We start from the raw sequence: 26,547 nt of genomic DNA, 5'->3' as shown, positions 1-26,547 counted from the left end.
ATGACCATGCCACTCGACCCGGACGTGAAGGCCCTGATCGACGGCCTCGGGGCCCAGGGCTTCCAATCGTTCGAGAAGATCGGGGTTGACGCCACGCGCGCCACCCTCGACTCGCTGACCGGGCTGCAGCAGCCCCCGCGTGAGGTCGCTGGCGTCGCCGACGCGAGCTACGGCCCCTCGCCGGAGCAGCGTCTGCGGGTCTACACGCCGTTCGGGGACGGCCCGTTCCGGGTGCTGGTGTACGTGCACGGTGGCGGGTTCGTCGGCGGCGGCCTGGACGTCGTCGACGAGCGGGCCCGGGCGCTCGCCCTCGACACCGGGTCGGTGGTCGTCTCGACCACCTACCGGAAGGCACCGGAGTCGAGGTTCCCGGCCGCCCACGACGACGTCGTCGCGGCGCTGCAGTGGAGCGCCAAGGAGATCGGCGCCCACGGTGGCGACGCCGACCGGATCGCCGTCATGGGCGACAGCGCCGGCGCGAACCTCGCCGCGGCGGCGGTCATCGGGGCCCGTGACCAGGGCGGACCGGTGGTGCGGTCCCTGGTGCTGGTCTACCCGCTGGTTGACCCGGCCGCGCAGACCGCGTCGCGCACAGAGTTCGCCGAGGGCTACCTGATCCACCTCGACGCGCTCGCCTGGTTCGGGGCGCAGTATGTCAACGGTCCCGAAGACGTGGCGGACCCGCGACTGGCGTTGCCGCGTAACGACCTCGCGGGGCTGCCGTCGACGCTCGTCGTGACCACCGAGTACGACACGCTGCGCGACGAAGGCGAGGCATTCGCGACGTCATTGCGGGAGGCCGGCGTCGACGTGACGGCCACCCGGGTCGACGGCCTGGTACACGCCCTGTACTGGGCCTCCGGTGCCGTCCCGCGCAGCGCCGAGATCCACGACGCGGTCGTGGCGCACCTGGCCACGACGCTCTGACGCGCCCTCACCAGCCCGCGCACTGCGGGTGCCGACCCGAGCCAGCCTGCCCGGACGAAGGAGTCGACGATGACCCTGCAACAGGATTCCGTGCCCACCCCCACCGACGACGCCGGCCGCGTGACGCGGCCGATGACCGGTGAGGAGTACGTCGAAAGCCTGCGCGACGGCCGCGAGGTCTACCTCTACGGCGAGAAGGTCGACGACGTCACCACCCACCCGGCGTTCCGCAACGCGGTCCGGATGACCGCCCGGCTCTACGACGCCCTGCACGACCCGGACAAGCAGGGGAAGCTGACGGTCCCCACCGACACCGGCAGCTCCGGGGTCACCCACCCGTTCTTCCGCACTCCGCGGTCGGTCGAGGACCTCAAGGCCGACCAGACCGCGATCGCCGAGTGGGCCCGGATGACCTACGGCTTCATGGGCCGCTCCCCGGACTACAAGGCCAGCTTCCTCGGCACCCTCGGTGCGAACTCGGACTTCTACGACCCGTTCGCCGACAACGCCCAGCGCTGGTACACCGAGTCGCAGGAGAAGGTCCTCTACTGGAACCACGCGATCGTCCATCCGCCGGTGGACCGGCACCGGCCGCCGGACGAGGTGTCCGACGTGTTCATGCACGTTGAGGAGGAGAACGACAAGGGCGTCGTGGTCTCCGGCGCGAAGGTCGTGGCGACCGGTTCGGCGATCACCCACTTCAACTTCCTGGCTCACTACGGTCTGCCGATCAAGAAGCGGGAGTACTCGCTGGTCTGCACGGTGCCGATGGGCGCGCCGGGCATGAAGCTGATCTGCCGCTCGTCGTACTCGCAGCAGGCCGCGGTGATGGGGAGCCCGTTCGACTACCCGCTGTCGAGCCGGCTCGACGAGAACGACACGATTTTCGTGCTCGACAAGGTGCTCATCCCGTGGGAGAACGTCTTCATCTACGGTGACCCGGAGAAGGCCTCGACGTTCTTCCCTGGCTCGGGGTTCCTGCACCGCTTCACCTTCCACGGCGTCACGCGCCTGGCGGTCAAGCTCGACTTCATCGCCGGCCTGCTGATGAAGGGCCTCGAGGTCACCGGCACCAAGGACTTCCGTGGGGTGCAGACCCGCGTCGGTGAGGTCATCGCCTGGCGCAGCATGTTCTGGGCCCTGTCGGACGCCATGTGTGCCAACCCCGACGAGTGGGTCGACGGCGCCAAGCTGCCCAAGCTCGACTACGGCCTGGCCTACCGCTGGTTCATGACCCAGGGCTACCCCCGGGTCAAGGAGATCATCATGCAGGACCTCGGCGCCTCGCTGATCTACCTGCCCAGCCACGCCGCGGACTTCCTGTCCCCGCAGGTGCGGCCCTACCTCGACAAGTACGTGCGCGGCTCGAACGGCTACGAGGCCGTGGACCGGGTCAAGCTGATGAAGCTGATCTGGGACTCGATCGGCACCGAGTTCGGTGGCCGCCACGAGCTCTACGAGCGCAACTACTCCGGCAACCACGAGGGCGTGCGCGCCGAGCTGCTCGGCGCCGCCGAGCAGTCCGGCATGGCCGGGGCGATGAAGGGCTTCGCCGAGCAGTGCCTCGACGAGTACGACCTCAAGGGCTGGACCGTCCCCGACCTGATCAACAACGATGACGTCAACGTCATCCGCGGCAACGGGCACCCGCAGTTCTGAGCGCCGATGCGCTGGGAGGAGTTCCTACCATGACTACCGCACACGACTCGCCCACCGCCGAGGGGGCGGGGACCCACGCCACCGAGGCGTTCCGCGCCAGCCTGCAGCGCATCGAGGGGGGCGGTGACACCAGCCCGGAGCGGATCAGCGCGGTCGTCTCCGCGGTGCTGACCGGCATTCACGGCGCGATCCGCGAGCAGCAGGTGAGCTATCCGGAGTTCCAGGTCGCCAAGCAGTGGTTGATCGAGGTCGGCGAGGCCGGCGAGTGGCCACTGCTGCTCGACGTGTTCATCGAGCACATCGTCGAAGACGTGGCCGCCTCGGCCCAGCAGGGCACCAAGGGCAGCATCCTGGGCCCCTACTACCTACCCGACCAGCAACGCCTGCCCGCAGTGACCGCGCTACCGATGCGACCGGACGAGGCCGGCACCCCACTGGTGTTCTCCGGACAGGTCCGCGGCACCGACGGTGCCCCGGTCGCCGGCGCTGAGCTCGACATCTGGCAGGCCGATCATCAAGGCTACTACTCCGGGTTCGCCCCGCACCTGCCCGAAGGCAACCTGCGTGGTGTGGTGGAGACCGACGCGCAGGGCCACTTCGAGATCACCACCGTGCAGCCGGCGCCCTACCGAATCCCGCACGACGGACCGACCGGGAAGATGATCGAGGCCGCCGGGTGGCACCCATGGCGCCCCGCACACCTGCACCTGCTGGTCGGTGCACCGGGATTCCGCACGATCACCACTCAGCTCTACTTCACCGGAGGTGACTGGCTCAACGACGATGTCGCCCAGGCCACCAAGACCGAACTCATCCTCGACCCACAACCCGGGGCGGACGGTCGGACGTACTCGCGCTACGACTTCGTTCTCGAACCCGAATAACGAACGGCCTGCACCCGGCCAAGAGGGGCCGGCATGGACCACCTGAGAGCCGTCAACGCGTGGGCACAGAACCAGCGCGTCGCTCGGATCGCCGCGCCCAGGAAGTTCTTGCCGGCCCCTCTCGACGCCCCCTTCTCATCCGATTATCAGAAGACCACAACGAATCGCCAGAGAGCATCGAGAGGTGGAAATCTTGTACCAACTCACCGCCGTCTACGCGCACCCGGAGGCCCCGGAGGCGTTTCTCAAGCATTACCGCGACGTGCACATCCCGCTCGCAGCGAAGCTGCCCAACGTGCGTGATATCGGCTGGATCCGCTGCGAGACGCCCGACGGCACGAAGCCGGCGCACTTTGTCGTCGCCGTGCTGCGCTGGGATTCCAAGCAGGACGCTCTGGCCGCGCTCGGTTCCCCGCAGGGGGAGGCCACAGTCGCCGACCTGGACAACTTCGCGGGTGCTGGCGTCGATATCGAGTTCGGCGAGGTCAACACCCCGAACTAGTCAGGCCTCCGGTCGGTCTGAACCCGCTCTGAGAAAGGCTTTCGATGGCACTGACCAACCCCTTCTACACCCCCGAGGTCCAGGGCGCCTACGAGCTCCACAGCCTCGGTGAGTTCCGGCTGGAAGAGGGCGGGATCATCCCCGACCTGCAGCTGGCCGTCGCCACCTACGGCACGCTCAACGACGCCAAAGACAACGCGATCTGCGTCCCGACCTGGTTCTCCGGGACTCATCAGACCTGGGAAATGGTCTACATCGGGCCGGGCCGGGCACTCGATCCGGACAAGTACTTCATCATCGTGATCAACCAGATCGGCAACGGGCTGTCGACCTCGCCGCACAACGCAGACGGCCCCAACAGCACGATCGCGATGTCGAAATTCCCGAAGGTGCGCATCAGCGACGACGTCCGCGCCCAGGAGCAACTGCTCCGCGAGAAGTTCGGCATCGAGCGGCTGCACGCCGTCGTCGGCGGCTCGATGGGCGCCCAGCAAACCTGGGAGTGGGCCGTCCGCTTCCCGGAGAAGGTGCTGCGCGCAGCGCCCATCGCCGGGACCGCCAAGAACACCCCGCACGACTTTCTGTTCACCCAGACCCTGCTCGACGTGATCACCGACGACCCCGGCTGGAACGGCGGGGAGTACACCACGCACACCGACGTCGCACGCGGGCTCGCACGGCACGCGGACCTGTGGGCGGTGATGGGCCTGTCCACCGAGTTCTGGAAAACCGAGTTCTGGCGCAACATCGAGCTACCCGACGTGACCTGGGACAACGCCATCGAGTTCAAGGACCGCTTCCTCCGCGGCGTGTTCAGCGCGATGGACCCGAACTCACTGCTGCTCCAAGGTTGGAAGTGGCAGCGCGGTGATGTCTCCCGCAACACCGGCGGCGACCTCGCCGCGGCGCTAGGGCAGATCACGGCCAAGGTGTTCGTAATGCCCCACGACGAAGACATGTTCTTCCCGGTCCGCGACGCCCAAGCCGAGCAGGAGCTCACCCCGAACAGCGAGCTGAGGGTGGTGCACTCGATCGCCGGCCACTTCGGCCTGTTCGGCTTCGAGCAGACCTACCTCAAGGAAGTCGACGACCACCTCACCGAACTCCTCACATCACCCGTCTGAGCAGCAGACGAACACCCAAGAACGGCCGCAGGTCGCCCGGCGTGCGGCCGTTCTGCATTCCGAAGACAGACCCCCGGCCCGGTCTGGTCGGGCCAACCATCTGGACCGCGACCGAATACAGCGGCCGCCCAGGTAGGGCCGCTAATCGGCTCGGCGCTCTCCGTCGACTGTGCTCCCACACAAGCTCCTGTCCGCTGCTGTCGTGAAATGGTCGTTTGCCGACGCCCGTCGACCGGCCGACGAACCCGCAGGTCGATGCTGTCGGGAACACGCGTTGTGAATCAACGTCGGTGAACGGTCTTCCGGCGCTATTGTCGACAGATGTTGGTGGGGTATGCGCGGGTGTCGACCGCGGAGCAGAACCCGGCGCATCAGGTCGACGCGCTGACCCGGGCGGGGGTGGCCGCGGCGGACGTGTATGTGGACTACGCGTCCGGGGCGAAAGCGTCGCGGCCGCAGCTGGATCTGGTGGTGCGGTTGGTGCGCGGCGGGGACACGGTGGTGATCACCCGGCTGGACCGGCTGGGTCGGTCGATGCTGCACCTGGTCACCCTGGGCGCGGAGCTGCGTGAGCGCGGGATCGGGTTGCGGGTGCTCGAGCAGGGCATCGACACCTCCACCGCGGAGGGGCGGGCGATGTTCGGGATGCTGTCGGTGTTGGCCGAGTTCCAGCGGGAGCTGATCGTGGCCAACACCCGTGACGGGCTGGCCGCGGCCCGGGCGCGGGGCCGTAAGGGTGGGCGGAAGCCGCGACTGTCCCCGGAGCAGGCCGCGCATGCCCAGCAGCTCTACGACGCCGGCACGCACACCGTGGCCCAGATCGCTGCGCTGCTCGGGGTGGCCCGTCCGACGGTGTATGGCTACCTCGACCGCAGTGCCGGCACCGCGGGGGCGGCGCGTGCGGAGATGGAGGCGCGCTGATGGCCCGCGATCAGGGTGCACGAGCGGCGTATCGGGGCCGTGAGCAGTGTCGTTGTGTCGAGTGCGGGCGGGAGCCGTCGAACCCGATCGAGCGTGCGGAGGTGGCGATGACCTGGCTGTTGCCGGACCCGGCCGCCGCGGGCGCGGTGCTCGAGCGGCACTTCTGTCGCGGCTGCACCCCGCCCGGCCCGGTCACCGATGTCGCCTGTGTGCGGTGCGGGGACGGTCCACTGCTGAGCGGCGACCTCGTGGCCGGGGACACGGGGGCCACGGCCGTGGTGCAGGGCTGGCTGGCCGGGCGTGGCTGGCGGCTGTCCGGGCTGGTGTGCCCGGACTGTGTGGGCGAGTTGGCGCGGTGAACCAGATCGACCCGCGGGCCCGCGCGGTGCTCGTCGAGCGCCTGCAGCAGCAGCGGGCCGAGGGTCGATTCGGTCGGGCGGAGGCGGTGGTCGTGGCCGCGGCACTGGGAGTCAGCGAGCGCACGGTATGGCGGTGGGCGGCCGGAGAGGTCACGCCGCAGCGGCGGACGCCGGCCCAGTACGAGCTCACCGAGCAAGACCGGCGCGACTATGCCGACTGGGCCGGGAACGTGACCGCGTTGTGGCGGGCACGCAAGGCCAACGACGAGCCGGTGCCGCCGCTGCGCACACTGCAACGCGCCTTCGCCCGCGAGCTCACCCCGGGCGAACGGGCCGCGGTGGTCGACGGGGTGGCGGGCCGGCGCCGCCACGAGGTCTATCTGCGGTGGGAGCCGGTGTGTCGCAACGCCCGCTGGGAGGCCGATCACAAGGAGCTGCCGGTGCTGGTCACGCCGCCGCGCGGGGCGCGGCCGGTGAAGCCGTGGGTGACGATGTTCCTGGACTGCTACTCGCGGCTGATCATGGGATGGGCGTTGTCGCTGCGCCCGGACGCGGCGACGGTGCTGGCCGCGCTGCACCGCGGGCTGGTGGTCGACCCGCAGCGGGGCCCGTTCGGCGGGGTGCCGCGGGCGCTGGTCCCAGATAACGGGCTGGAGTTCGCCACGACCGCGTTGGGGCGGGTGTGCGCGACGCTGGGCACGACGTTCGACCCGACCGACGGCTACGCCCCGTATCAGAAGGGCAAGGTCGAGCGGGCGAACCGGACGGTGGATCAGGAGTTTCTGTCCGGGTTGCCGTTTCACACCGAGGGCCCGCGCGCGGCCGATGGGCGGTTGTACGGGCCGGAGGCGGCGCCGATGGCGCTGGCGTTGTTCGTGGACCGGTTCGCCGAGTGGGTCATCGAGTACAACACCGTGCGCGCGCACTCCGGGCTGGGCGGGCAGACCCCGCTGCAGCGCTGGCAGGCCGACCCGACGCCGATCCAGGAGGTGGGGGCCGAGCAGCTGCGCTGGCTGCTGCTGGCCGATGCCGAACGGACGGTGCAGCGCGACGGGGTGCACTTCGCCGGGCACACCTTCATCGCCGGCGAGCTCAACGGCCGGGTCGGTGAGCGGGTGCAGGTTCGCTACAGCCCGCACGACCACCGTCAGATCGAGATCTTCCGCGGGGACACGTGGTTGTGCACCGCGTATCCGCAGGGCGCGCTCTCACCCGAGCAGCGCGAGGCGGTGTTGGCCCGGCGCCGTGCTGATGCCGCCGAGCTCGGGCGCCGCCAGCGCCGCACCAGCCGCCGGGCGCGGGCGCGGTTGGCACCGATCACCGCCCCGGGCGAGCCGGAGGAGGTCACCGTGATCAGCGCGGAGCAGGCCCGCACCGACCGGCGCCGCGACACCGGCGAGCGCGACATCGAGGCCCGCGACCGGGACCTGCAGCGGCTGGCCCGCACCGACCTGCTCAACCTGCACCGCGACTTCGACTACTGGAACCCGCCCCAGCCCACCGACGAGCCGCCCGACCCGGCCGGGACTGGGCGGTCTGCGGGAGCCGGTGGCGACGATGCCGAGGGAGAGCGCCGGTGAGTGTGCGCCACTTCTTGGATCTCGACGGCGCGGCCACGCTGCCGACCGAGGCGCTCGCGCTGGTCGATCAGGCGGTGGCCGATCTGGTGGCCACCCGCGCGATGGGCGCGGTGCACGGGCAGGCGGGGCTGGGTAAGACCTTCGCCGTGGAACAGGCCCTCGCGCGGCGCACCGACCGGGTGGATGCCTGCTGGGTGTCGTTTCCCAGCCGGCCGACGATGCGGCTGGTGGCCGCCACCCTGTTCGCCGAGCTGTGCGGTGTCGCGCCGGAGCGCCGGGACCGGTTCGCGCTCTCGGCCGAGCTGCTCGAGCAGCTGGCCGATCACCGCGGCCGGGACGGGCGGGAACGACTCGTGGTAGTCGACGAAGCCCAGCAGCTCAACAGGGAGTGCATCGAGTTCCTGCGCTACCTGCACGATCACCGGCTGACCCGGTTCGGGCTGCTGCTGGTCGGCGGGGACGGCGCCTGGCAGGTGCTGGCTCGTGAGCCGATGCTGCGTTCGCGGATCTATCGCCGGGTGGTGTGCTCGCCGCTGTCGGGCGCGCAGGTGTGTGCGCTGCTGCCGCGTTACCACCGGATCTATGACGGGGCCACCGCTGAGCTGTTGCTGTTCGTCGATGACCACTTCGCCCACGGCAACCTGCGGGACTGGGCCGCGTTCACCGCGACCGCGGTCGAGCTGTGCCAGGGCACCGGCGTCGAGCAGCTCGACGAGCAGATCGCGCGCAACGCGTTTGCCCTCCACGGCGGCGTCCGCTCCCGACCGGCCGCCACCAGTGCGTCGTGACCACCACGGTGGCCGGCACCGGCGCCGACCCCGTTCCGGGGGCCGGTCGTGCGGTGCCCGGGGCGGTCGCGCCGGCGGTCACGGTACTCACTGACCCCGGCGACTCGCCGGCCTGCGTGTCCGCGGTGACGGGATGCCACGCCGTCGGTCGGGGTGTGGTGGTGTGCCTGCCGCAGCCCGGCACTGGCTCGCGCCCGCACCTGGGTGCGGCCCTGCTGGTCGCGCTGGGCAAGTCCCCGACCGCGCGACCGGTGCAGCGCCCCAGCCACCGCTCCTGGGAGCTGGCCGGGTGCTGGCTCGCGGCCGAACCCGTCACGGACCTGGTCGTGCTGCGCGCTGACCAGCTCCCCGCCGTCTGCTGGGGCGACCTCGCCGTCCTGGCCAGCGCTGCCACTACACGGTTGTGGTTGGTCGAGACCGGAGCTGCCGCCACTGATGGGCGCGCCGCGGTCGCCGCGGCCCACGGTGGCCGTGTTCCGCTGGTGCGGCCGTGGCGGGCCGGACTGACCGCGCTGACACCATCGGACGCTGTCGCCGCCGGGTGGGACGACGACCACGACCGGTTCCCGGCGGTGCCCGATGTGGAGTTCCCGCAGTTTCGGGCCACGGCCCGCCGCCTGCTGTCCGCGGCCGGGTTCGCCCGGGTCGACGCCGTCTATCGCGGCACGTTCGCGCAGGCCCGCACCCACGCCGAGGGGCTGCGGTTGAGCCTGCTCAGCAACATCAGTCGCGCCGATCTCGCTGATGCGGTGCTGCAGCAGCTCACGATCGACGCGACCAGTACCGACGAGGTCCTCACCCGAGTGCGGGCCGCGCAGGCCGGGCTGCTCGCCGAGGGCCTGTTCCTCGACGTACACCCACCCTCGCGCCGGACAAGGGCCGCGGCGACCGTGCAGCTCGAACCGCGCCTCGACCCGTCGACCGTGACCCGGCTCCGCGGTCTCTACGACCCGATCACGGCCGCGGCCGTGGTCCTCACCCGCGCCACGGGGCTACCAGCGAGCCGGCTGTGCCGGCTACGACCGGGTGCCCTCACCGCGCACCGCGGCGGCCTGCACGTGCGCCTGAGCAGCATGCTCAGCTACCGCATCCCCGCACGCGCGGCCGGCCTGGTGCGCGCCGCCTTGGCTCGCCGGTCGTCCCTCCCGCCCAGCGACACATCCGGTTCTCCGGACACCGACGCCCCGGCCGGTGCGAGCTGGCTGTTCGCTCGACCCGACAGTGCCCCGCTCGATGACCGCGCCCTGGCCCTGCTTGGCCACACCGGCGCGACCCACGCCGGGGTCGTGCTGCCTGCTGCGTCGTTCCGGCACACGACCGTGACCGACCTGCACCCGCTCTCGCGGAGCGGCTCGTGACCGACCGTCCGCGGCGGCCGGCCCGCCGTTTGGTCATCGACTGGACGCTGGTCGAGCAGCGCCGCGTCGCGGCCGGGATGACCCACACCGAGCTTGCCAACCGGGTCGGCGCCGGCGCGGTCACCGGCCCCGCCCGGTTGTGGACCGACAACGACCACGACACCGTCTCCCTGGGCCTGCTCGAACGGCTCTGCCAGGTCCTCGACCTGCACCCGACCGAACTGTTCCGAGCACCCACCCGAAACGCTCTACGGCGACGCCAGCTCGCTCACGACGAGCCGGCGGACGTCGCCGTCATCGCGGCCGCACTGGCCACCGTGACCTGCCCACCGGGCCGCGCCCCGGACGCGGTCAGCCCCGCCCGTCTGGCCGAGGCGCTGGGCTGGACCCTCGCCCGCCTGGTCGACGCCCTGGCCGCCCTCGACGCCCAGCTCGACGACACCGGACTGCGCATTGAGCACGACCCGGCAGCGACGAGCCCCGCCCCGATCCGGGGGCTGCGCGCCCAGGACCGACACCTCACCGACACCCAACGCGTCGCGCTGCACCGGCTCCACGATCCCGAACCGGGCCTGGACGTCGAGATCGCTCGCCTGCTGTATGCCATCGCCCACGCCCCCCGGGCCATCACCGAGCGGCACCTGGCCTACGACCCAGCAGCGGTCGTCGCTCTACAACAACGCGGACTCGTCCGCCGCCACCCCGGTGGCAGCTACCTCGAACTCACCGAGGACGCCCACTACGGCCTCGCTGCAGACCCTGGCCCGCCGGCGCCGTAGCGCGACTCATCGGGCTGTCGCCGAGCCCCTTCGTTCCCGTTGCGCCGTCCCACAGCTGCTGACATTTCCGTGGCGCCGTCTGCTGACACGACCTGTCGTTCCCGCTGACATCTCCATGTCGTTCCACACTTGCCTTCCTCCTTCACCCCTTCCTCTGTGGAGCGACGGTAGAACGACAGTCTGACGGCGCCAAATATAGATGGCAGTGAAATCCGGTTCCCCAGGCGATGGCACGCCCCTGCCCGCTGGAGCCGCGCCGGGGACACTCTGCGGCCGCGGCCGCCTGCCCATCAGGTGACTCGTTCGAAGAGCGCGGCGAGGCCCTGGCCGCCGCCGATGCACATCGTCTCCAGGCCGTATCGGGCGTCGCGGCGGACCATCTCCCGGGTCAGGGTGGCCAGGATCCGCCCGCCGGTCGCGCCGACCGGGTGGCCCAGCGAGATGCCCGAGCCGTTGACGTTCATCCGGTCGAAGTCGGAGGGGGTGAACCCCCATTCCCGGGTGCAGGCCAGGACCTGGGCGGCGAACGCCTCGTTCAGCTCGATCAGGTCGACGTCGGACAGGGCCATCTCGGCCTGCTTCAGCGCCTTCGCGACGGCCGGGACCGGGCCGATGCCCATGGTCTTCGGCGCCACGCCGCCCACCCCCCAGGACACGAGCCGGACCAGCGGGCGCAGGCCCAGCTCCGCGGCCTTCTCCGCGCTGGTGACGACGCAGATCGCCGCGCCGTCGTTCTGCCCCGAGGCGTTGCCCGCGGTGACGGTGGCCTCGGTGTCCTGCCTGCCCATGATCGGGCGCAGCCTCGCCAGCGTCTCGGGAGTCGCGTCCGGCCGGATGTGCTCGTCGGTGTCCACGGTGACGTCGCCCTTGCGGCCCTGCACCGTGACCGGGACGATCTCGTCGGCGAACCGGCCCTCGGCCTGCGCCGCCGCCGCCCGCTGGTGCGACCGCACCGCGAACTCGTCCTGCTCCTCGCGCGGGATCGAGTACTCCTCGCGCAGGTTCTCCGCGGTCTCGATCATCCCGCCGGGTACCGGGTGGTGCTCGCCGCCCGCCGTCACGCGGCCCCGCGCCAGCGAGTCGTGCAGCGTCACCCCCGGGCCGCCCTTGACGCCCCAGCGCATCGCGGTGGAGTAGAAGGGCGCGCCCGACATCGACTCCGCGCCGCCGGCCAGCACGACCTCGCTCGCCCCGGTCTGCACCTGCATGGCCGCATAGAGCACCGCCTGCAGCCCGGAGCCGCAGCGCCGGTCGATCTGCAGACCCGACGCCGTCACCGGCAGCCCCGCGTCCAGCGCGGCGACCCGGCCGATCGCCGGGGCGTCCATCGTCGGGTAGCAGTGGCCCAGCAGCACGTCGTCGACGACGGACGGGTCGAGCCCGGTGCGGTCGAGCAGGGCGCGGATCACGGTGGCGGCCAGGGTGTGCGCGGGGACGTCGCGCAGCCCTCCGCCGAATCCGCCGACCGGGGTCCGGAGTGGTTCGCAGATCACGGCGTCACGCACGGGCGGCCTCCTGGTGCTCGAGCCCGGTCAGCCGGGCGGCGGTCTTCTCGCGGACCTCGTCGGGTGTGACGCCGGGGGCGGTCTCGACCAGTTCGAGGCCGTCCGGCGTCACGTCGATGACGGCGAGGTCGGTGACGATGCGGGTGACGCAGGCCAGCCCGGTGATCGGCAGGCTGCACCGCTCGACGATCTTCGGAGTGCCGTCCCTGGAGACGTGGTCCATCATCACGATGACCTTCCTCGCGCCGTGGACGAGGTCCATCGCCCCGCCCATGCCTTTGATCATCCTGCCGGGAACGGCCCAGTTGGCGAGGTCGCCGTTGGCCGCGACCTCCATGCCGCCGAGGACGGCGACGTCGAGTTTGCCCGCCCGGATCTGGCCGAACGAGTCCGAGGAGCCGAAGTAGGCGGCGCCGTCGTCGACGGTGACGGTCTCCTTGCCTGCGTTGATCAGGTCGGGGTCGACCTCGTCGTCGGTCGGGTAGGGGCCGACACCCAGGATCCCGTTCTCCGAGTGCAGCACCACCGTCCGCCCCGGCGGGATGTGGCCGGGGACCAGCGTGGGCATCCCGATGCCGAGGTTGACGTAGGAGCCGTCCGGGAGCTCGGCGGCGACCCGGGCGGCCATCTCCTCGCGGGTGAGAGCCATCAGCCACGCACCGCTCTTTCTCTCAGGGTCCTGAACTCGACCGGCTTGTCCACGTCGGGCACGTGCACCACGCGCTGCACGTGGATGCCGGGGGTGTGCACCGTGTCCGGGTCGATCTCGCCCGGCTCGACCAGGTGCTCCACCTGGGCGATCGTGATCCGGCCCGCGGCGGCGCAGTCCGGGTTGAAGTTCCGTGCGGCGCGCCGGTAGACGAGGTTGCCGTGCCGGTCGCCCTTCCAGGCGTGCACCAGCCCGAAGTCCGGGGTCAGCGCCCGCTCCAGCACATACGACGTCCCGTCGAACTCGCGGACCTCCTTGACCGGGGATGCCACGTCGACCGAGCCGTCTCGGGCGTAGCGCCAGGGCAGCCCTCCTTCCGCGACGAGGGTCCCGACGCCTGCCGGGGTGTAGAACGCCGGGATCCCCGCACCGCCGGCCCGCAACCGCTCGGCGAGCGTGCCCTGTGGAGTCAGCTCGAGCTCGATCTCGCCGGCCAGGTACTGGCGGGCGAACTCCTTGTTGTTGCCGACGTAGGAGCCGATCGTGCGCCGGATCCGTCCCGCGGCGAGCAGGTTGCCCAGCCCGAAGCCGTCGACGCCGAGGTTGTTCGAGATCGTCTCCAGGTCGGTCGCGTCCTGTTCCAGCAGTGCGGCGATCAGGACCGTGGGCACCCCGGACATGCCGAACCCGCCGACGGCCAGCGACGCGCCGTCCCCGATGTCGGCGACCGCCTCGGCCGCCGATGCCACCACCTTGTCCACCTCAGCCCCGGCTGGTGTCGACGGGTGCCAGGTGCTCGGCCAACAGGCCGGTGACCCGCTGCGGCTTCTCGGCGTTGAGCAGGTGCGCGGAGTCGGGGACGACCTCGAACCGGCCGTCCGGGACGCCGTCGGAGATCACCCGGACCATGTCGGGCGGGGTCGCCGGGTCCTCGGCGCCTGCGATCGCGAGCACCGGGACGCCGATGGAGACGAGCCGGTCGCGCACGTCGAACGTCGCGATCGCCTCGCAGCAGCCCGCGTAGCCCTCGTCGGTGGTGGCGCGCAGCATTGCGAGCAGTCGCTGCGCCTCGTCGGTGCCGGCGAAGGAGGGCACGAACCAGGTGCCGGGCCTGCTCGCGACGATGGTCTCGGTGCCGCTCTCCCGGACGGCGGCCGCTCGCTGCGGCCAGCTGGCGGGGTCCGCGAAGCGGGCCGCGGACGCGATCACGGCGAGGCTGAGTACGCGGTCGGGATGGTCGAGGGTCAACTGCTGGCCGATCGCCCCGCCGATCGAGACCCCCGCGTAGTGGAACCGGTCGATCCCGAGCCGGTCCAGCAGCGCGGCGACGTCGCCTGCCATGCCTGCCATCGTGTACGGCCCGGCGGGGGCGGGGCTCCCGCCGTGCCCGGGCAGGTCGAAGCGGACGACCCGGAAGCGGTCGGCCAGCCCGGCGACCTGGGCGTCGAACAGGTGCAGGTCGGTGCCCAGCGACGGGCCGAGCACGAGGACGGGTGCGTCGTCGGGCCCGTCGATGCGGTGGTGCAGAGCGGTGGTCATGCGTCGGATCTCCCGGGGTAGGTCGCGGCGGCCGAGGCGACGGTGAAGCGCCCGTGGTCCCAGCCGTCGGTGAGCGGGACGAAGTAGTCGAACGCCACCTGTTTGGTCGCGTAGCGCCAGGTGCCGTCGACGCGGCGGAGCGTGTCGAGGTAGCGGCCCGCGGCGATGTGCGGGACGCCGTCCTGCACACACGGCTGCCAGAGGAACGAGCGGGCCCGTGCCGCGTCCGGCCCGTCGAGGGTGATCTCGAGGTTGGTGACGTGGTGCCAGAACGCGGTCAGCCCGGCGTCGGCGAGTCCGGCGAAGAAGGTGCGCAGCGCGGCGGGCCCGCGGGCCCGGGACAGGCCGACGAACTCGCCGTCGCCGGTGAACAGCGAGACCAGGCTGTCCCAGTCGCCGTCGTCGAGGACCCGGCAGTACCGGGCGTCGAGGGCGCGGATCGCCTCGTACGCCTCCAGCCGGGCGACCCGCTGTTCGAGATCGCTCATCGGCTTCCTGCCTCTCGACCGTGGAAGGCCACGGTGGTCGGGCCGTCGCCGACCGGACCGCCGTGGATCCGCAGGGTGTCCGTACCCGTCACCTCGACGATGCCCCGGTGTCCGTCCACCGTGGCGAGGTAGCGGCCGGGCGGGGGCAGCGCGGTGTCCGCGGGGAGTTCCACGTGGTCACCGCTGCGGTTGCCGTCCACCCGGTGCGGGCGGCCGAGCGCGCGGGTCGCGGCGTCGAGGTCCCCGGCGCGCAGGCAGCGCCGGGTGTAGGTCGACGAGCACGGGGTGCCGACCGCCTGCAGCAGCGGCACCCCGTGCGCGGTGAAGCCCAGATCGGCACCGAGCCCGTGCAGGGCGGTGACGTCGCCCGCGGCCCGGGCGCCGAAGGTGAAGTTCGCCCCGACCACCACGGCGCGGGCGCCGAGTGCGCCCGCCAGCACACACCGGGCGAAGGCGTCCGGGCTCAGCCCGGCCAGTTCCCGGGTGAAGCGCAGGACGCACACCGCGTCGACCCCGGCGGCGCCGGCGAGCTCGGCCCGGTACTCGAGGGTGGTCAGCGTCGCGGTGTCCCGGGCCAGGCCGAGGACCCGGGCCGGGTGCGGGTCGAAGGTGAGCAGGACCAGGGGCAGGCCGCGCTCGTCGGCGATCCGGCGGGCGTGGTCGACCAGCCTGCGGTGCCCGCGGTGCAGGCCGTCGAACACCCCGATCGTCACCACGCTCGGGCCCAGGTCGGCGGGCACCTCGTCGAGGCCGAACCACAGCGGTGTCCGGACCGGCGCATCCCGCAGTGCGGCTGTCACGGCTGCGCCTGGAGATCCGAGGGGTGGGTGGCCAGCGGGGTGACCTTGCAGGTGAGGTAGGGGAACAGCGGCAGCGAGGACAGCAGCGCATGCAGCTCGTCGCCGGACTCGACGTCGAAGACGCTGATGTTGGAGTACTCGCCGACGATCCGCCACAGGTGCGGCCACACGCCGGAGCGCTGCAGCTCGAGGGCACGGGCCTTCTCCTCGGCGACGATCGTGGCGCGATGGTCGGGGTCGAGGTCGTGGGGGATGGCGACGTCCATCCGGACGTGGAACAGCATGGTCAGTCCCTTCTGAACGCGGCGATCTGGGCGGGGTCGAGCTCGACGCCCAGGCCGGGGCCGTCGGGCAGGTGGAGGCCGTCGGCGTCGTAGACGAGCGGTTCGACGAGCATCTCCTCGGCCATCAGCAGCGGGCCGAACAGCTCGCTTCCCCATCCGAGTGTCGGGGTGGAGCAGGCGAAGTGGAGTGACGCGGCGGTGCCGATCGGGCTCTCGATCGACGTGGCGGCGTAGCACGGGATGCCTGCCGCGGCGGCGATCTCGGCGATCGCGCGGCTGGCGCGCAGGCCGCCGCTCTTGGTCGTCTTGACCGCGAAGACCCCGGCCGCCCGTGCGTCGACGAGCCGGATGGCGTCGGCCGGGGTCCGCAGGCTCTCGTCGGCCATGATCGGGATCGGCAGTGCCGCGGCGATCGCGGCGAGCGCGTCCACGTCGTGGCCGGGCACCGGCTGCTCGATCAGCTCGACGCCCGCCTCGGCCAGAGCGGGAAGGTGGGTGAGCGAGGTGAGTCGGTCCCAGCGGGCGTTGATGTCCACCCGCACCCCGGCGACGCCTGCGAGTTTCTCGGCGACGGCCACGATCCGGGCGACGTCGTCGGCCGGGTCCTGTGCGCCCATCTTGAGCTTGAACGAGCGGTGCAGTCCGGTGTCGAGCTTGGCCAGTGCCTCCTCGACGACGACCTGCGCGGGTTCGGTGCCCAGTGCCCACGTGACGGGGATGCTCGTCCGCGCCAGGCCGCCGAGCAGGGTGTGCACCGGGACATCGAGGTGGCGGGCCCAGGCGTCGTGCAGGGCCACCTCGACCGCGGTCTTCGCGAACAGGTTCGCCGCGGCCACGTCGGTGATGTCGCGCAGGATCCCGGCGATCTCGTCCACCCGGCGGCCCAGCAGGACCGGGGCCAGGTAGCGCTCGACGATCACCTGCATGGTCTCGACGGACTCGCCGCCCCACCACGGCCCCCCGGGTACGACGCCCTCACCGACGCCGGTGACCCCGCCCGCGGTGCGGACGAAGACGTAGAGCACGGGTTGGGCGTCCATGCTCGCCCGGGCGAACCGGTGGGCACGGCGCAGGGGGATGTCGACCACGACGGTCTCGACCCGTTCGATGCGCATCTCGCTCATCGGGAGGTTCTCCGTTCTCGCTGGGGGCGCCGGGGCCCGGCCGGGGCTGTGGAGCCCGGCCGGGCCCCGGCGCCTGGGGTCACGCCGGGTCGAGCGTGAAGTCGTAGCGGACCGCGGTGGTGCCGTCGCCCCGGTCGACCGGGTCGATGACGAGCTCGGGCTTCGTCGCCGACGCGACGTCGCTGTCCAGCCAGTCGCCACCGGTGAAGTAGAGCTGGGTGGTGATCGTCCGGTGCCCGCCCGCGCGGACCATCAGGTGCAGGTGGGCCGGTCGCCACGGGTGCCAGCCGGCGGCCTCGAGCAGCTTGCCGGTCGGGCCGTCGGTCGGGATCTGGTACGGGGCGGGCTGGATCGTGGAGATCTCGAACCGTCCCTGGTCGTCGGTGACCACGACGCCCCGCAGGTTCCCGTCCGGCAGGTGCGGCGCGAACCCGGAGTAGTAGCCCTGCTCGTCGGCCTGCCACATGTCGAGCTCGGCCCCGGCCAGCGGGGTGCCGTCGGTGCTCCGGACCTCACCGGAGAGCACCAGCGGGATGCCCTTCTCGTCGGGGCGCTGCGGCAGGGTGGCCGGGGTGTCCAGGCGGGCCTGGTCGGGCAGGTAGTACGGGCCGAGGATGGAGCCCTTGGTGCAGGTCTGGGTCCGGGCCGCGACCTCCTCGACGGCGTGCTCGACGAGGACGTCGAGCACCAGCGGCCACTCGCCGCCCTCCCCGACCTCGATCAGCCATTGCTTGGCGGCCAGGAACTCCGGGTAGGTCACCGCCTCGTCGCGGATCGCCTGGTGGATGCCCTTGAGCACGGCACCGACTACGGTGCTGACGCGCTCCTGGTCGACCTGGGCGACTTCGCGGCCCGCGGTGCTGGCGCGGAAGGCCTCGGTGGCGCTGGCGCCGGAGCCTGCTGCGGTGGGTGAGGTCGCGGTGGGTGAGGTCTCTGTGGTGGACATGGTGGTGGTTCTCCTCGTCGTCGAGACAGCGGTGCGATTGCTCAGTACTTGCGGCTGCCGCCACGAAGCCCGACGACCTGGCTGTCGCCCGGGTTGATCAGGTCCGGCACCGTCCAGCCGTTCAGGTCGTACTCGGCCATGCACGTCTCGGCGAAGCCCTTCATCGCCGCGGCGGTGCCGGACTGCTCGGCGGCGAAGAGCAGCTCCGCACGCACGCCCTCGTGGTTGCCGGAGTAGTTGCGCTCGTAGAGCTCGTGGCGGCCGCCGAACTCGGAGCCGATCGAGTCCCAGATCAGCTTCATCAGCTTGACCCGGTCCACGGCGTCGTAGCCGTTCGAGCCGCGCACGTACTTGTCCAGGTAGGGGCGGACCTCCGGGGACAGGAAGTCGGCGCTGTGGCTGGGCAGGTAGATCAGTGAGGCGCCGAGGTCCTGCATGATGATCTCGCGGACGCGCGGGTAGCCGATGGTCATGAACCAGCGGTAGGCCAGCCCGTAGTCGAGATTGGGCAGCTTCGCGCCGTTGACCCATTCGTCGGGGTTGGTGCACATCGCGTCCGAGAGCGCCCAGAACATGTTCCGCCAGGCGATGACCTCACCGGCGCGGGTCTGTACGCCGCGGAAGTCCTTGGTGCCGGTGACCTCGAGGCCCTTCATCAGCAGCCCGGCGAGGAAGTCGAGCTTGACCGCGAGCCGGGTGGTGCCGTGGAAGGTGAAGCGGTGCAGGAACCCGGAGCCGGGGAAGAACGTGGAGGCCTTCTCGGCGTCGCCGTAGATGAACACGTTCTCCCACGGGATCAGGACCTTGTCCAGCACGAAGATCGTGTCGTTCTCGTCCATCCGCGACGAGAGCGGGTAGTCGAACGGGCTGCCCATCGTGTTGGCCTGCTGGGCGTAGGACGGGCGGCAGATCAGCTTCATGCCGGGTGCGCCCATCGGCACGGTGCAGACCAGCGAGTACTCGCGCTTCTTGATCGGTAGCCCGTAGTGGGCCAGGAAGTTGTAGTGGGTGATCGCCGACCCGGTCGCGACGACCTTGGCGCCGGACACGACGACGCCGTTGTCGTTCTCCTCCTCGACGTGCATGAACACGTCGGAGACCTCGTCGGGGTCGCGGTGGCGGTCCACCGGCGGGTTGATGATGGCGTGGTTCCAGTAGAGGACCTTCTCCTGCGACTCCTGGTACCAGCGCTTGGCGTTGGCCGCGTACGGGTCGTAGAACTCGGAGTTCGCGCCCAGCGTGCCGAGGAACGCGGCCTTGTAGTCGGGGCTGCGGCCCATGAACCCGTAGGTCATGCGCGCCCACTCGGCGATCGCGTCCCGGTCCTTCTTCAGGTCCTCGACCGAGTGCGGGGTCCGGAAGAACGGGTGGGTGACACCGGTGCTGCCGGTGTCGGTGGGGGTGGTGAGCACGTCGGCCTTGGCCGGGTCGTGCAGCGAGTCGTAGAGCCGGGCGGTCATCCGCACCGCGTTGCGGAACGCGGGGTGGGTGGTGACGTCGTCGACCTTCTCCCCGTACAGGTAGACCTCGCGGCCGTCGCGCAGGCTCTCGATGTACTCGTCACCGGTCAGCGGCCGGCTGACCTTGCCGTTCGCGTCGGTCGGCACGCTCGTGTGGTCCTGCTGCAACGTCATTGTCGACTCCTTCGTCTGGATGGCTTGCGGGAAGTGGCCGGGGACCGGTGGGTGCTCAGGGCCGCTGGGCGGTGGACTGGGCCGAGAAGAACGTGATGCCGCCGTCCGGCCCGTCGGCCGAGCCGTCCCAGAGCAGTGGGTTGTGGTCCCCGCCCAGGTGGTGGAACTGCCCGCTGTGGAACAGCAGCGGTCGGCCTGTGTGGATGTGGAACTGCTGGACCTCGCCCAGGAACAGGACGTGGTCACCGCCGTCGTAGGACTGCCACGGCGTGCACGAGATGTGCGCGAGGGTGCCGTCGAGGCGCGGGGCGCCGCAGTCGCTGTCGGGCGCCCACCGCACCTGTTGGTTCGGTCGGCCCGCGAAGTGCAGCGCCAGGTCCTTCTGCTCGCTCTCGAGCACGTTGACCGTGAACGGCCGCGACTCGACCAGACCGCACACCTTGGACCGGCGGTCCAGCGACACCAGGACCAGCGGCGGATCCAGCGACACGGCCGTGAACGCGTTGACCGTGGCGCCGTGCGGCGCCCCGTCCGGGCCGTAGCACGTGATCACCGTGACGCCGGTGGCGAAGTGCCCCAGGCATCGCCGCAGCTCTTTCGGGTCGATCGACATTGACCTCACCTCCATGCACGCTGTGCGTGCATTATGCACGTTATCCGTGCAAGGCTGAGAGTGCCGTGCCTCACCCGATCCGTCAACCCCTGCGCGCGTTCGAGCTCGGCCGGGGACTGCGGGATACTGGGCGGGTGGGCGAGGAGGACGGCAGCAACGACCGCATCCAGAGCATCGAACGCGGATTCGCGGTACTGCTGGCCTTCGACGCCGAACGCACCGACCCCAGCCTGATCGAGATCGCCCACGCCACCGGTCTGTCCCGGCCGGCCGTGCGCCGGATCCTGCTGACCCTGCGGCACCTGGGGTACGTCGAGCCGACCCGAGGCAGCCACTGGCGGCTGACCCCACGCGTGCTGACGATCGGCCAGCACTACATCACGTCGAGTGCGCTGGTCGCGGTCGCCGAACCGCATATGGGCAGGCTCGTCGAGGAGACCCACGAGACGGCCTCGCTCGCGACCCTCGACGGCAACGAGGTCGTCTACCTCGCCCGTGTCCCCGCTAAACGGGTGCTCAACGTCACGGCCGCGGCGGGCACCCGCGTCCCCGCCCACGTCACGTCGATGGGGCGGGTACTGCTCGCGGCAGCGCCACCCGAGTTCGTGGAGCGCTATCTCGACGACCCCGGGCTGCAGCCGTTGACCCCGCACACGATCACCGATCCAGGCCAGTTCCGCGAGGCGCTGGAACGGGCCCGACGGCAGGGCTGGTCACTGGTCTCGGAGGAGCGCGAACGCGGCCTCATCGCCGTGTCCGCGCCGATCCGAGACCACACCGGGAAGGTCGTCGCCGCGCTGTCGTCGTCGAGTTCGACCGGCCGGACGAGCCCGGGACACATCGAGCGCCACGTCGTCCCCGTACTCACACAGATCGCCGCACAGATCAGCGCCGAACTGGGGGCCAGTTGATCGACATGTAGGCGCTCGATTGGCTTCGGGTCGCCGGACATCGTCGAGGTGTCCTCGGAGGGCTGACGGCGCGAGCCGAGCGGGGCTTGGGGCCGACGTCGTCGTCGTTGCGAGGCAGACGTGAACGGAGCTTGGCAGTTCCGTGATCGCGGCCCAGCGCGGTTGTCCCGGTTTCTTTTGGTTGTGGGACACCCCCGTCCGCTCCGCTCCCCCGTCGGCAACGGTGCTGGTGACGCCGTCCCGAATGTCAGGTCCGCCGCCGCGTGTCGCGGCGCGGCTACGACGCTGATCATCGGTACGGTCTCCGGTGTGGATCTGGGCTACGCGCGGGTCTCGACCGCGAAGCAGGATCTCGACCGGCAGCTGCACGCGCTCGCCGAGGTCGGGATCGCGGCCGAGCGGACCTTCGTGGACAAGAAGTCCGGGTCGACCACCGACCGGCCCGGGCTGCGCGCGCTGCTCGGGTACGCCCGCGACGGCGACGTGATCGTGGTGCACACCCTGGACCGGCTCGGCCGGACGGTCCGCGACACCCTGAACATGATCCACGACCTGACCGAGCGCGGGGTCGGGGTGCGCAACCTGGCCGACCCGATCCGGGTGGACTCCTCCCGTCCGGAAGACCCGATGGCGCAGCTGGCCGTGGTCCTGTTGGCGTTGTTCGGGCAGATGGAGCGCACCTACACCCTGGAACGGGCTGCGCATGCCCGCGCGGTCGCCACGGCGAAGGGACGCCGGACCGGTCGGCCGTCGGTGGTGGACCCGCACAAGCTGAACTACGCGGTGCACCTGCGCGAGGCCGGGGACACCATCGCGGAGATCGTGGCCAAAACCGGGATCGCGCGCACCACGCTGTATCGGCACCTGCCGCCGCGACCGGCGGCGTCGCTGACCGCGGCCGGCACGCCGGGTGCGCCGGAACGGGCGGAGTAGCCGATGTCCGCGATCCGGCGCCCGAGCACCTCACCCGGTGCGGCGTGCCCCGGGTGCGGACAGCGGCCGAACAGCGCCGAGGCCGCAGCGCGGTTGCGCGCCGAGCTGACGGTGCGCTGGCTGATCCGCGAGGCGGACGGGCTGGTGGCCCGCGGGTTCTGCCACGAGTGCGTCCCGTCCGGCCCGGTCGCCGAGGTGGTGTGCGGGTACTGCGGGGATGGGCCGCTGTTGGGCGGGGCGCTCGCCGGCGCCGACCCGTTCACCGATCCTGTCGTGGTGGGGTGGCTGGCGACGCACGGCTGGGCTCTGCACCCAGCGGTGATGTGTCCGGCGTGTCGGCAGGCGTTCGATCGGGCGAGCTCGTCGTGACGGCGCACGTCGACACGCAGGTCAAGGCGCTGCTGGTGGCGCGGCTGCGAGAACAGCGCACGGCCGGGACGTTGACCAGCGCCAAGGTCCGGCGGGCCGCGGCCGGTGTGGGGGTAGCCGAGCGCACCGTGTGGGGGTGGCTGGCCGCAGATCCGGCCGAGTTGAGGCGCCGGCCGCGGGCTCGCTACGAGGTCACCGAGGCCGACCGGGACGCCTACGCCCAGTGGCATGGCAACGTCGCCGCGGTGCACCGGGATCTGCATGCCGGCCGGGCGGGGGCGCCGTCGGTGCGTCGCCTGCAGGAGGCGTTCCTCCGCGATCTCACTCCTGGGGAACGGGCCGCGGTGGTGGAGGGCACCGAGGGCCGGCGGCGGCACGAGGTGTACCTGCGGTGGGCGCCGAACCGGCGCAACGCGCTGTGGGAGGGCGACCACACCGAGCTGCCGGTGTGGGTCATCGCCCCGCGGGCGCAGCGGCCGCGGAAGCCTTGGGCGACGCTGTTCATCGACGGCTTCTCACGGCTGATCATGGGGTGGGCGTTGTCGCTGTACCCGACCTCGGCGGTGGTGCTGGCCGCGCTGCGCCAGGGCATGGTCGTCGACGCCGCGCGGGGCCCGTTCGGTGGGCTGCCCGAGGCGCTGCGCCCGGACAACGGCCTGGAGTTCGTCGCGACCGCGCTGGCCCGCTCGTGCGCGGCGCTGGGGGTGGAGCTGTTGCCGACCCCGCCTTACACCCCGCACCGCAAGGGCAAGATCGAGCGGGTCAACCGGACCCTGGACCAGGAGTTCCTGTCCGGGTTGCCGTTCTACACCCATGGCGCCCGCGGCGCGGACGGGCGACTGTTCGGCCCGGACGCCGACCCGATGAGCCTGGAGCTGTTCAGCCACCACTTCGCCGACTGGATCACCGACTACAACCTTCGGCGGGTGCACAGCGAGCTGGCCGGGCAGACCCCGCTCGGGCGCTGGCGGGAGGACGCGACCCCGCTGCGTGAGGTGCCCGCCGAGCAGTTGCGGTGGATGTTGATGGCCGACGTCGAGCGGACGATCAACAAGGACGGGGTGCACTTTCAGCGGGTCCGGTTCATCGCCCCGGAGCTCAACGGGCTGGTCGGCGAACGGGTCCAGGTCCGCTACACCCCGCACGACCTGCGCCAGATCGAGATCTTCCGCGGCGACACCTGGTTGTGTACCGCCTACCCACAGGACGAGTTGACCGCCGAGCAGCGGACCGCGGTACTGGCCCGGCGCCACGCCGACGCCGCCGAGCTGGGGCGGCGGCAGCGCCGGGCCAGCCGACGCGCCCGCGCCCGACTGGCCCCGCTGACCGCACCCGGCCCGGGCGAGGACACCACGGTGATCACCGCCGAGCAGGACCGCCAGGAACGGCGCGAGCGCCACCATCGCCGCGACGACGACGGGCGTGAGATGCGCCGGCTGGGCCGAACCGACCTGCTGGGGTTGCACCGCGACTTCGAGTACTGGAACCCGTCGCGTGATCCAAAGCCGGCGGCAGCACCCGAGGCCGGGCCGGTGGCGGCTGCACCGGAGGCTGGGCCGGCGGCCGGCGCAGACGACAAACCCGGCGAGGACAGGGCCGGGGTCGGGGGCACGGTGGAGGACGGGAAGGGATAGGGATGGTGCGGCATTTCCTGGATGTCGAGGGCGCGGCCACGTTGCCCACCGACTCGTTGCTGATGGTCGAGCGGGCGGTGACCGACCTGCTCGCCGTGCAGGCGATGGGCACGGTGCACGGCCCGGCCGGGCTGGGCAAGACCTACGCGGTCGAGCAGGCCCTGACCCGCGCGGTGGTTGACGGGCGGGCCGGGCGGGCGCCGTGCTGGGTGAAGTTCCCCAGCCGTCCCACGATGCGCCTGGTCGCGGCCGACCTGCTCGCGGAGCTCACGAGGGTGCCGACCGGGCGCGGGAACCGGTTCGTGCTCACCGAGCAGCTGATCGAGGAACTCGCCCCACCCCCGGGCGGCGGCGGGCACGTGGTGGTGGTCGACGAGGCGCAGAGCCTGAACACCGAGTGCATCGAGTACCTGCGCTACCTGCACGACCACCGCGCGACCCGGTTCGCGTTGCTGCTGGTCGGCGGGGACGGCACCTGGAAGGTGCTGTCGCGGGAACCGATGCTGCGCTCGCGGATCTACCGCCGGGTCAGCGTGGAACCGCTCACCCCGGCCGAGGTGTGCGCGCTGATCCCGACCTACCACCCGCTGTACGAGGGCGTCGACGCCGAGCTGCTCCTGCTGGTCGATGACCACTTCGCGCACGGCAACCTGCGGCACTGGGCGGCGTTCACCCGGACCGCGGCCGCGCTGTGCGCGGCCACCGGCGCTGACCGGGTCGATGAGACCGTGGCCCGCAACGCGTTCACCCTGCACGGCGGCGGCGTGAGCGCGTGACCGACCTGGCCCCGGCGCTGCGCGGCCGGGTGGGCCCGGCGCCGGCGATCCCAGCCGCGGCAGGGGCCGGGGCGGGGCTGCGGTGGGTGCACGATCCCGATGACGACCACGCCTGCGTGCGGCATCTGACCGCGCTGCACGATGTGGCCGGCGGTCGGACGGTGTGTCATCCCACGCCGGGCGCGACCTGGCCGGTACTCATCCGGGACCTGCTCGAGGCCCTGGGCAAGCCGCGCGACGCGCTCGCCCGGGAACGGCGCCTGCGCCACGGCGCGCGCCTGGTGCAGGTCTGGATGTGCGCCGAGCGCGTCGAGCACTTGGTGGTGCTGCGTGCGCACCTGCTGCGGCCGCTGCTGCTCGACCGGTTCGCCGAGCTGTCCGCCGCGACCGGCACGACGATCTGGCTGGTCTGGCACCACACCGACCCACCCGCCGCCTCGGGAGGGGTCGGCGAGCTCTGGTCCTGGCCCGCGGCGGTCGAGACCCTGCGCCGTGGCCGCGCCGTACCGGTGTCGTCGGCGCAGGTGCGGCTGCGGTCGGTGGACGCGATCCACCGCGAGGCGGTCACCGAGGCCCGGCGCGAGGCCCGGTTGTGGCGGGTCGCCCCGCCCCGGCAGCGTCGCTATACCCAGCCCGGTTGCGAGCTCGGGGCGCTGCTGCAGCGGCTGAGCATCGACGCCGGCACCTGGGCCGAGCTGGACCTGCGCCTGGACGCCGCGCGCGCCGGGTTCGCCATCGAGGGGCTCACCCTCGTGCTGCCCAACGCGCCGCACCTGCGGGAGCTGATCGGTCCACGCCTGCCCGCACCGGTCGTGACCCGGCTGCGCCGGATCGTGTGCCCGACCAGCGCCGTCGCGTTGCTGCTCGCGTGGGCCACCGACGCCCGGCCCGGCCGCATCTCGGCGTGCATGCAGCGCAGCGTCAGCCCCGACGGCGGGCACGTGAACCTGTTGCCGGGCCGCTACCGCATCCCCGGATCCGTCCAGGTCATCCTGCGGGCTGCCCTGATCGAGCACCGCCTGCGCGGGCTCCCGCCCTACACGTTCCTCACGCGACCGGACGACACGTGGTACTGCGCCCAAGCGATGGCCAACCTCATCACCCGCGTGGCCGGGCGCGCTGAGGTGCCCCTGCCGCCTTCGTTCGAGCGCAACGATTTCGGCCCCGAACGACCCTTCGCCGCCGAACTGCTCAACTCCGGACGGGTCCGACTTGAAGGAGCCCCGCCTCGACCACAACTTCAGCCCGACCACGACTCGCCACCTCGTCGCCGCCGCCGTTGGCGACCCTGAGCTGCCCCGAAGGTCCTCGCCGCCGACAGCTCACCGGCACCCCGCTCCCCTACGTGGCCACTGCACTTTTCGCCGCGCCTACTGCAACTTCGCCCGCGTATCCCACTGCACTTTTCGCCGCGCTCCACAGGTGTCTGCTTTTCTTGTCTTGAGCTGCTGCTGACTTCTC

At 71.5% G+C, this 26,547-nt stretch carries 28 protein-coding genes; 17 read left to right on the top strand and 11 right to left on the bottom strand.

Features of this window, described 5'->3' with window-relative positions:
• From ACVJO7_RS23915 to ACVJO7_RS23865, 11 genes are all read left to right on the top strand, one after another.
• The gene (locus tag ACVJO7_RS23915; protein WP_491674731.1) at positions 1 to 927 is read left to right on the top strand and encodes an alpha/beta hydrolase; all 927 of its coding nucleotides are present in this window, start codon (positions 1 to 3) and stop codon (positions 925 to 927) included.
• A gap of 69 nt (positions 928 to 996) precedes the next feature.
• On the top strand, positions 997 to 2,586 hold the full coding sequence (locus ACVJO7_RS23910) for a 4-hydroxyphenylacetate 3-hydroxylase N-terminal domain-containing protein (protein WP_491674730.1): 1,590 nt from the start codon (positions 997 to 999) through the stop codon (positions 2,584 to 2,586).
• Positions 2,587 to 2,615: 29 nt separating this feature from the next.
• Positions 2,616 to 3,470 (top strand): dioxygenase family protein, encoded by an 855-nt coding sequence (locus tag ACVJO7_RS23905; protein ID WP_491674729.1) that lies wholly within the window; start codon positions 2,616 to 2,618, stop codon positions 3,468 to 3,470.
• Positions 3,471 to 3,654: 184 nt separating this feature from the next.
• Positions 3,655 to 3,972: an EthD family reductase gene (locus ACVJO7_RS23900; protein ID WP_491674728.1), complete on the top strand. Its 318-nt coding sequence runs from the start codon at positions 3,655 to 3,657 to the stop codon at positions 3,970 to 3,972.
• 44 nt (positions 3,973 to 4,016) lie between these two features.
• Positions 4,017 to 5,096 (top strand): alpha/beta fold hydrolase, encoded by a 1,080-nt coding sequence (locus ACVJO7_RS23895; protein ID WP_491674727.1) that lies wholly within the window; start codon positions 4,017 to 4,019, stop codon positions 5,094 to 5,096.
• 321 nt (positions 5,097 to 5,417) lie between these two features.
• Positions 5,418 to 6,017: a recombinase family protein gene (locus ACVJO7_RS23890; protein ID WP_491674726.1), complete on the top strand. Its 600-nt coding sequence runs from the start codon at positions 5,418 to 5,420 to the stop codon at positions 6,015 to 6,017.
• Positions 6,018 to 6,124: 107 nt separating this feature from the next.
• On the top strand, positions 6,125 to 6,376 hold the full coding sequence (locus tag ACVJO7_RS23885; RefSeq protein ID WP_491674725.1) for a hypothetical protein: 252 nt from the start codon (positions 6,125 to 6,127) through the stop codon (positions 6,374 to 6,376).
• The gene (locus tag ACVJO7_RS23880; protein WP_491674724.1) at positions 6,373 to 7,956 is read left to right on the top strand and encodes a transposase; all 1,584 of its coding nucleotides are present in this window, start codon (positions 6,373 to 6,375) and stop codon (positions 7,954 to 7,956) included. Before ACVJO7_RS23885 ends, ACVJO7_RS23880 begins: the two co-directional genes overlap by 4 nt.
• Positions 7,953 to 8,744: an AAA family ATPase gene (locus tag ACVJO7_RS23875; protein ID WP_491674723.1), complete on the top strand. Its 792-nt coding sequence runs from the start codon at positions 7,953 to 7,955 to the stop codon at positions 8,742 to 8,744. Before ACVJO7_RS23880 ends, ACVJO7_RS23875 begins: the two co-directional genes overlap by 4 nt.
• Positions 8,741 to 10,102: a site-specific integrase gene (locus tag ACVJO7_RS23870; protein ID WP_491674722.1), complete on the top strand. Its 1,362-nt coding sequence runs from the start codon at positions 8,741 to 8,743 to the stop codon at positions 10,100 to 10,102. The genes ACVJO7_RS23875 and ACVJO7_RS23870 overlap by 4 nt, the downstream gene beginning before the upstream one ends.
• On the top strand, positions 10,099 to 10,881 hold the full coding sequence (locus ACVJO7_RS23865) for a helix-turn-helix domain-containing protein (RefSeq protein WP_491674721.1): 783 nt from the start codon (positions 10,099 to 10,101) through the stop codon (positions 10,879 to 10,881). Before ACVJO7_RS23870 ends, ACVJO7_RS23865 begins: the two co-directional genes overlap by 4 nt.
• 290 nt (positions 10,882 to 11,171) lie before the next feature.
• On the opposite strand, the gene ACVJO7_RS23860 is transcribed toward ACVJO7_RS23865, so the two are convergent.
• From ACVJO7_RS23860 to ACVJO7_RS23810, 11 genes are all read right to left on the bottom strand, one after another.
• Entirely contained in the window at positions 11,172 to 12,386 is a 1,215-nt protein-coding gene (locus ACVJO7_RS23860; protein ID WP_491674720.1) for an acetyl-CoA C-acetyltransferase, read from the bottom strand.
• On the bottom strand, positions 12,379 to 13,035 hold the full coding sequence (locus ACVJO7_RS23855) for a 3-oxoacid CoA-transferase subunit B (RefSeq protein ID WP_491674719.1): 657 nt from the start codon (positions 13,033 to 13,035) through the stop codon (positions 12,379 to 12,381). The genes ACVJO7_RS23860 and ACVJO7_RS23855 overlap by 8 nt, the downstream gene beginning before the upstream one ends.
• Positions 13,035 to 13,796, bottom strand: a complete 762-nt coding sequence (locus tag ACVJO7_RS23850; protein WP_491674718.1) for a CoA transferase subunit A — start codon at positions 13,794 to 13,796, stop codon at positions 13,035 to 13,037. The genes ACVJO7_RS23855 and ACVJO7_RS23850 overlap by 1 nt, the downstream gene beginning before the upstream one ends.
• A 1-nt stretch (position 13,797) precedes the next feature.
• The gene (pcaD, locus tag ACVJO7_RS23845; protein ID WP_491674717.1) at positions 13,798 to 14,574 is read right to left on the bottom strand and encodes a 3-oxoadipate enol-lactonase; all 777 of its coding nucleotides are present in this window, start codon (positions 14,572 to 14,574) and stop codon (positions 13,798 to 13,800) included.
• Positions 14,571 to 15,062: a nuclear transport factor 2 family protein gene (locus ACVJO7_RS23840; RefSeq protein WP_491674716.1), complete on the bottom strand. Its 492-nt coding sequence runs from the start codon at positions 15,060 to 15,062 to the stop codon at positions 14,571 to 14,573. Before ACVJO7_RS23840 ends, pcaD begins: the two co-directional genes overlap by 4 nt.
• Complete coding sequence (locus tag ACVJO7_RS23835; protein ID WP_491674715.1) at positions 15,059 to 15,862, bottom strand: adenylyltransferase/cytidyltransferase family protein; 804 nt, start codon at positions 15,860 to 15,862, stop codon at positions 15,059 to 15,061. Before ACVJO7_RS23835 ends, ACVJO7_RS23840 begins: the two co-directional genes overlap by 4 nt.
• Positions 15,859 to 16,146, bottom strand: coding sequence for a muconolactone Delta-isomerase (catC, locus tag ACVJO7_RS23830; protein ID WP_491674714.1), 288 nt, complete (start codon positions 16,144 to 16,146; stop codon positions 15,859 to 15,861). The genes ACVJO7_RS23835 and catC overlap by 4 nt, the downstream gene beginning before the upstream one ends.
• 2 nt (positions 16,147 to 16,148) lie before the next feature.
• A complete protein-coding gene (locus tag ACVJO7_RS23825) occupies positions 16,149 to 17,270 on the bottom strand; it encodes a muconate/chloromuconate family cycloisomerase (protein WP_491674713.1) in 1,122 nt (373 codons plus the stop codon).
• 79 nt (positions 17,271 to 17,349) lie between these two features.
• On the bottom strand, positions 17,350 to 18,216 hold the full coding sequence (locus ACVJO7_RS23820; RefSeq protein ID WP_491674712.1) for a dioxygenase family protein: 867 nt from the start codon (positions 18,214 to 18,216) through the stop codon (positions 17,350 to 17,352).
• A gap of 41 nt (positions 18,217 to 18,257) precedes the next feature.
• A complete protein-coding gene (locus ACVJO7_RS23815; RefSeq protein WP_491674711.1) occupies positions 18,258 to 19,850 on the bottom strand; it encodes a 4-hydroxyphenylacetate 3-hydroxylase family protein in 1,593 nt (530 codons plus the stop codon).
• 55 nt (positions 19,851 to 19,905) lie between these two features.
• Positions 19,906 to 20,463, bottom strand: coding sequence for a flavin reductase family protein (locus ACVJO7_RS23810; RefSeq protein WP_491674710.1), 558 nt, complete (start codon positions 20,461 to 20,463; stop codon positions 19,906 to 19,908).
• 134 nt (positions 20,464 to 20,597) lie between these two features.
• Between ACVJO7_RS23810 and ACVJO7_RS23805 the strand changes: the two genes are divergently transcribed.
• From ACVJO7_RS23805 to ACVJO7_RS23780, 6 genes are all read left to right on the top strand, one after another.
• Positions 20,598 to 21,374, top strand: coding sequence for an IclR family transcriptional regulator domain-containing protein (locus ACVJO7_RS23805; RefSeq protein WP_491674709.1), 777 nt, complete (start codon positions 20,598 to 20,600; stop codon positions 21,372 to 21,374).
• Positions 21,375 to 21,683: 309 nt separating this feature from the next.
• Positions 21,684 to 22,307, top strand: coding sequence for a recombinase family protein (locus tag ACVJO7_RS23800; protein WP_491674708.1), 624 nt, complete (start codon positions 21,684 to 21,686; stop codon positions 22,305 to 22,307).
• Positions 22,308 to 22,310: 3 nt separating this feature from the next.
• Positions 22,311 to 22,676, top strand: a complete 366-nt coding sequence (locus tag ACVJO7_RS23795) for a hypothetical protein (protein WP_491674707.1) — start codon at positions 22,311 to 22,313, stop codon at positions 22,674 to 22,676.
• Positions 22,673 to 24,310: a TnsB C-terminal domain-containing protein gene (locus ACVJO7_RS23790; protein ID WP_491674706.1), complete on the top strand. Its 1,638-nt coding sequence runs from the start codon at positions 22,673 to 22,675 to the stop codon at positions 24,308 to 24,310. The genes ACVJO7_RS23795 and ACVJO7_RS23790 overlap by 4 nt, the downstream gene beginning before the upstream one ends.
• Before the next feature lie 2 nt (positions 24,311 to 24,312).
• A complete protein-coding gene (locus ACVJO7_RS23785) occupies positions 24,313 to 25,086 on the top strand; it encodes an AAA family ATPase (protein WP_491674705.1) in 774 nt (257 codons plus the stop codon).
• Entirely contained in the window at positions 25,083 to 26,378 is a 1,296-nt protein-coding gene (locus ACVJO7_RS23780; protein WP_491674704.1) for a hypothetical protein, read from the top strand. The genes ACVJO7_RS23785 and ACVJO7_RS23780 overlap by 4 nt, the downstream gene beginning before the upstream one ends.
• Positions 26,379 to 26,547: the final 169 nt, after the last annotated feature.

It is taken from the genome of Pseudonocardia sp. DxW (assembly GCF_058448985.1).
Note: the sequence above shows the minus strand (reverse complement) of the source record. Positions and strands in the feature narration are given on the sequence as shown.

Bases quoted from the DNA above. Each gene is read 5' to 3' on its own strand.
- ACVJO7_RS23915 (WP_491674731.1), top strand. From the start codon at position 1: ATGACCATGCCACTCGACCCGGACGTGAAGGCCCTGATCGACGGCCTC.
- ACVJO7_RS23910 (WP_491674730.1), top strand. From the start codon at position 997: ATGACCCTGCAACAGGATTCCGTGCCCACCCCCACCGACGACGCCGGC.
- ACVJO7_RS23905 (WP_491674729.1), top strand. From the start codon at position 2,616: ATGACTACCGCACACGACTCGCCCACCGCCGAGGGGGCGGGGACCCAC.
- ACVJO7_RS23895 (WP_491674727.1), top strand. From the start codon at position 4,017: ATGGCACTGACCAACCCCTTCTACACCCCCGAGGTCCAGGGCGCCTAC.
- ACVJO7_RS23890 (WP_491674726.1), top strand. From the start codon at position 5,418: ATGTTGGTGGGGTATGCGCGGGTGTCGACCGCGGAGCAGAACCCGGCG.
- ACVJO7_RS23885 (WP_491674725.1), top strand. From the start codon at position 6,125: ATGACCTGGCTGTTGCCGGACCCGGCCGCCGCGGGCGCGGTGCTCGAG.
- ACVJO7_RS23855 (WP_491674719.1), bottom strand. From the start codon at position 13,035: ATGGCTCTCACCCGCGAGGAGATGGCCGCCCGGGTCGCCGCCGAGCTC.
- pcaD (WP_491674717.1), bottom strand. From the start codon at position 14,574: ATGACCACCGCTCTGCACCACCGCATCGACGGGCCCGACGACGCACCC.
- ACVJO7_RS23840 (WP_491674716.1), bottom strand. From the start codon at position 15,062: ATGAGCGATCTCGAACAGCGGGTCGCCCGGCTGGAGGCGTACGAGGCG.
- catC (WP_491674714.1), bottom strand. From the start codon at position 16,146: ATGCTGTTCCACGTCCGGATGGACGTCGCCATCCCCCACGACCTCGAC.
- ACVJO7_RS23825 (WP_491674713.1), bottom strand. From the start codon at position 17,270: ATGAGCGAGATGCGCATCGAACGGGTCGAGACCGTCGTGGTCGACATC.
- ACVJO7_RS23820 (WP_491674712.1), bottom strand. From the start codon at position 18,216: ATGTCCACCACAGAGACCTCACCCACCGCGACCTCACCCACCGCAGCA.
- ACVJO7_RS23815 (WP_491674711.1), bottom strand. From the start codon at position 19,850: ATGACGTTGCAGCAGGACCACACGAGCGTGCCGACCGACGCGAACGGC.
- ACVJO7_RS23810 (WP_491674710.1), bottom strand. From the start codon at position 20,463: ATGTCGATCGACCCGAAAGAGCTGCGGCGATGCCTGGGGCACTTCGCC.
- ACVJO7_RS23795 (WP_491674707.1), top strand. From the start codon at position 22,311: ATGTCCGCGATCCGGCGCCCGAGCACCTCACCCGGTGCGGCGTGCCCC.
- ACVJO7_RS23785 (WP_491674705.1), top strand. From the start codon at position 24,313: ATGGTGCGGCATTTCCTGGATGTCGAGGGCGCGGCCACGTTGCCCACC.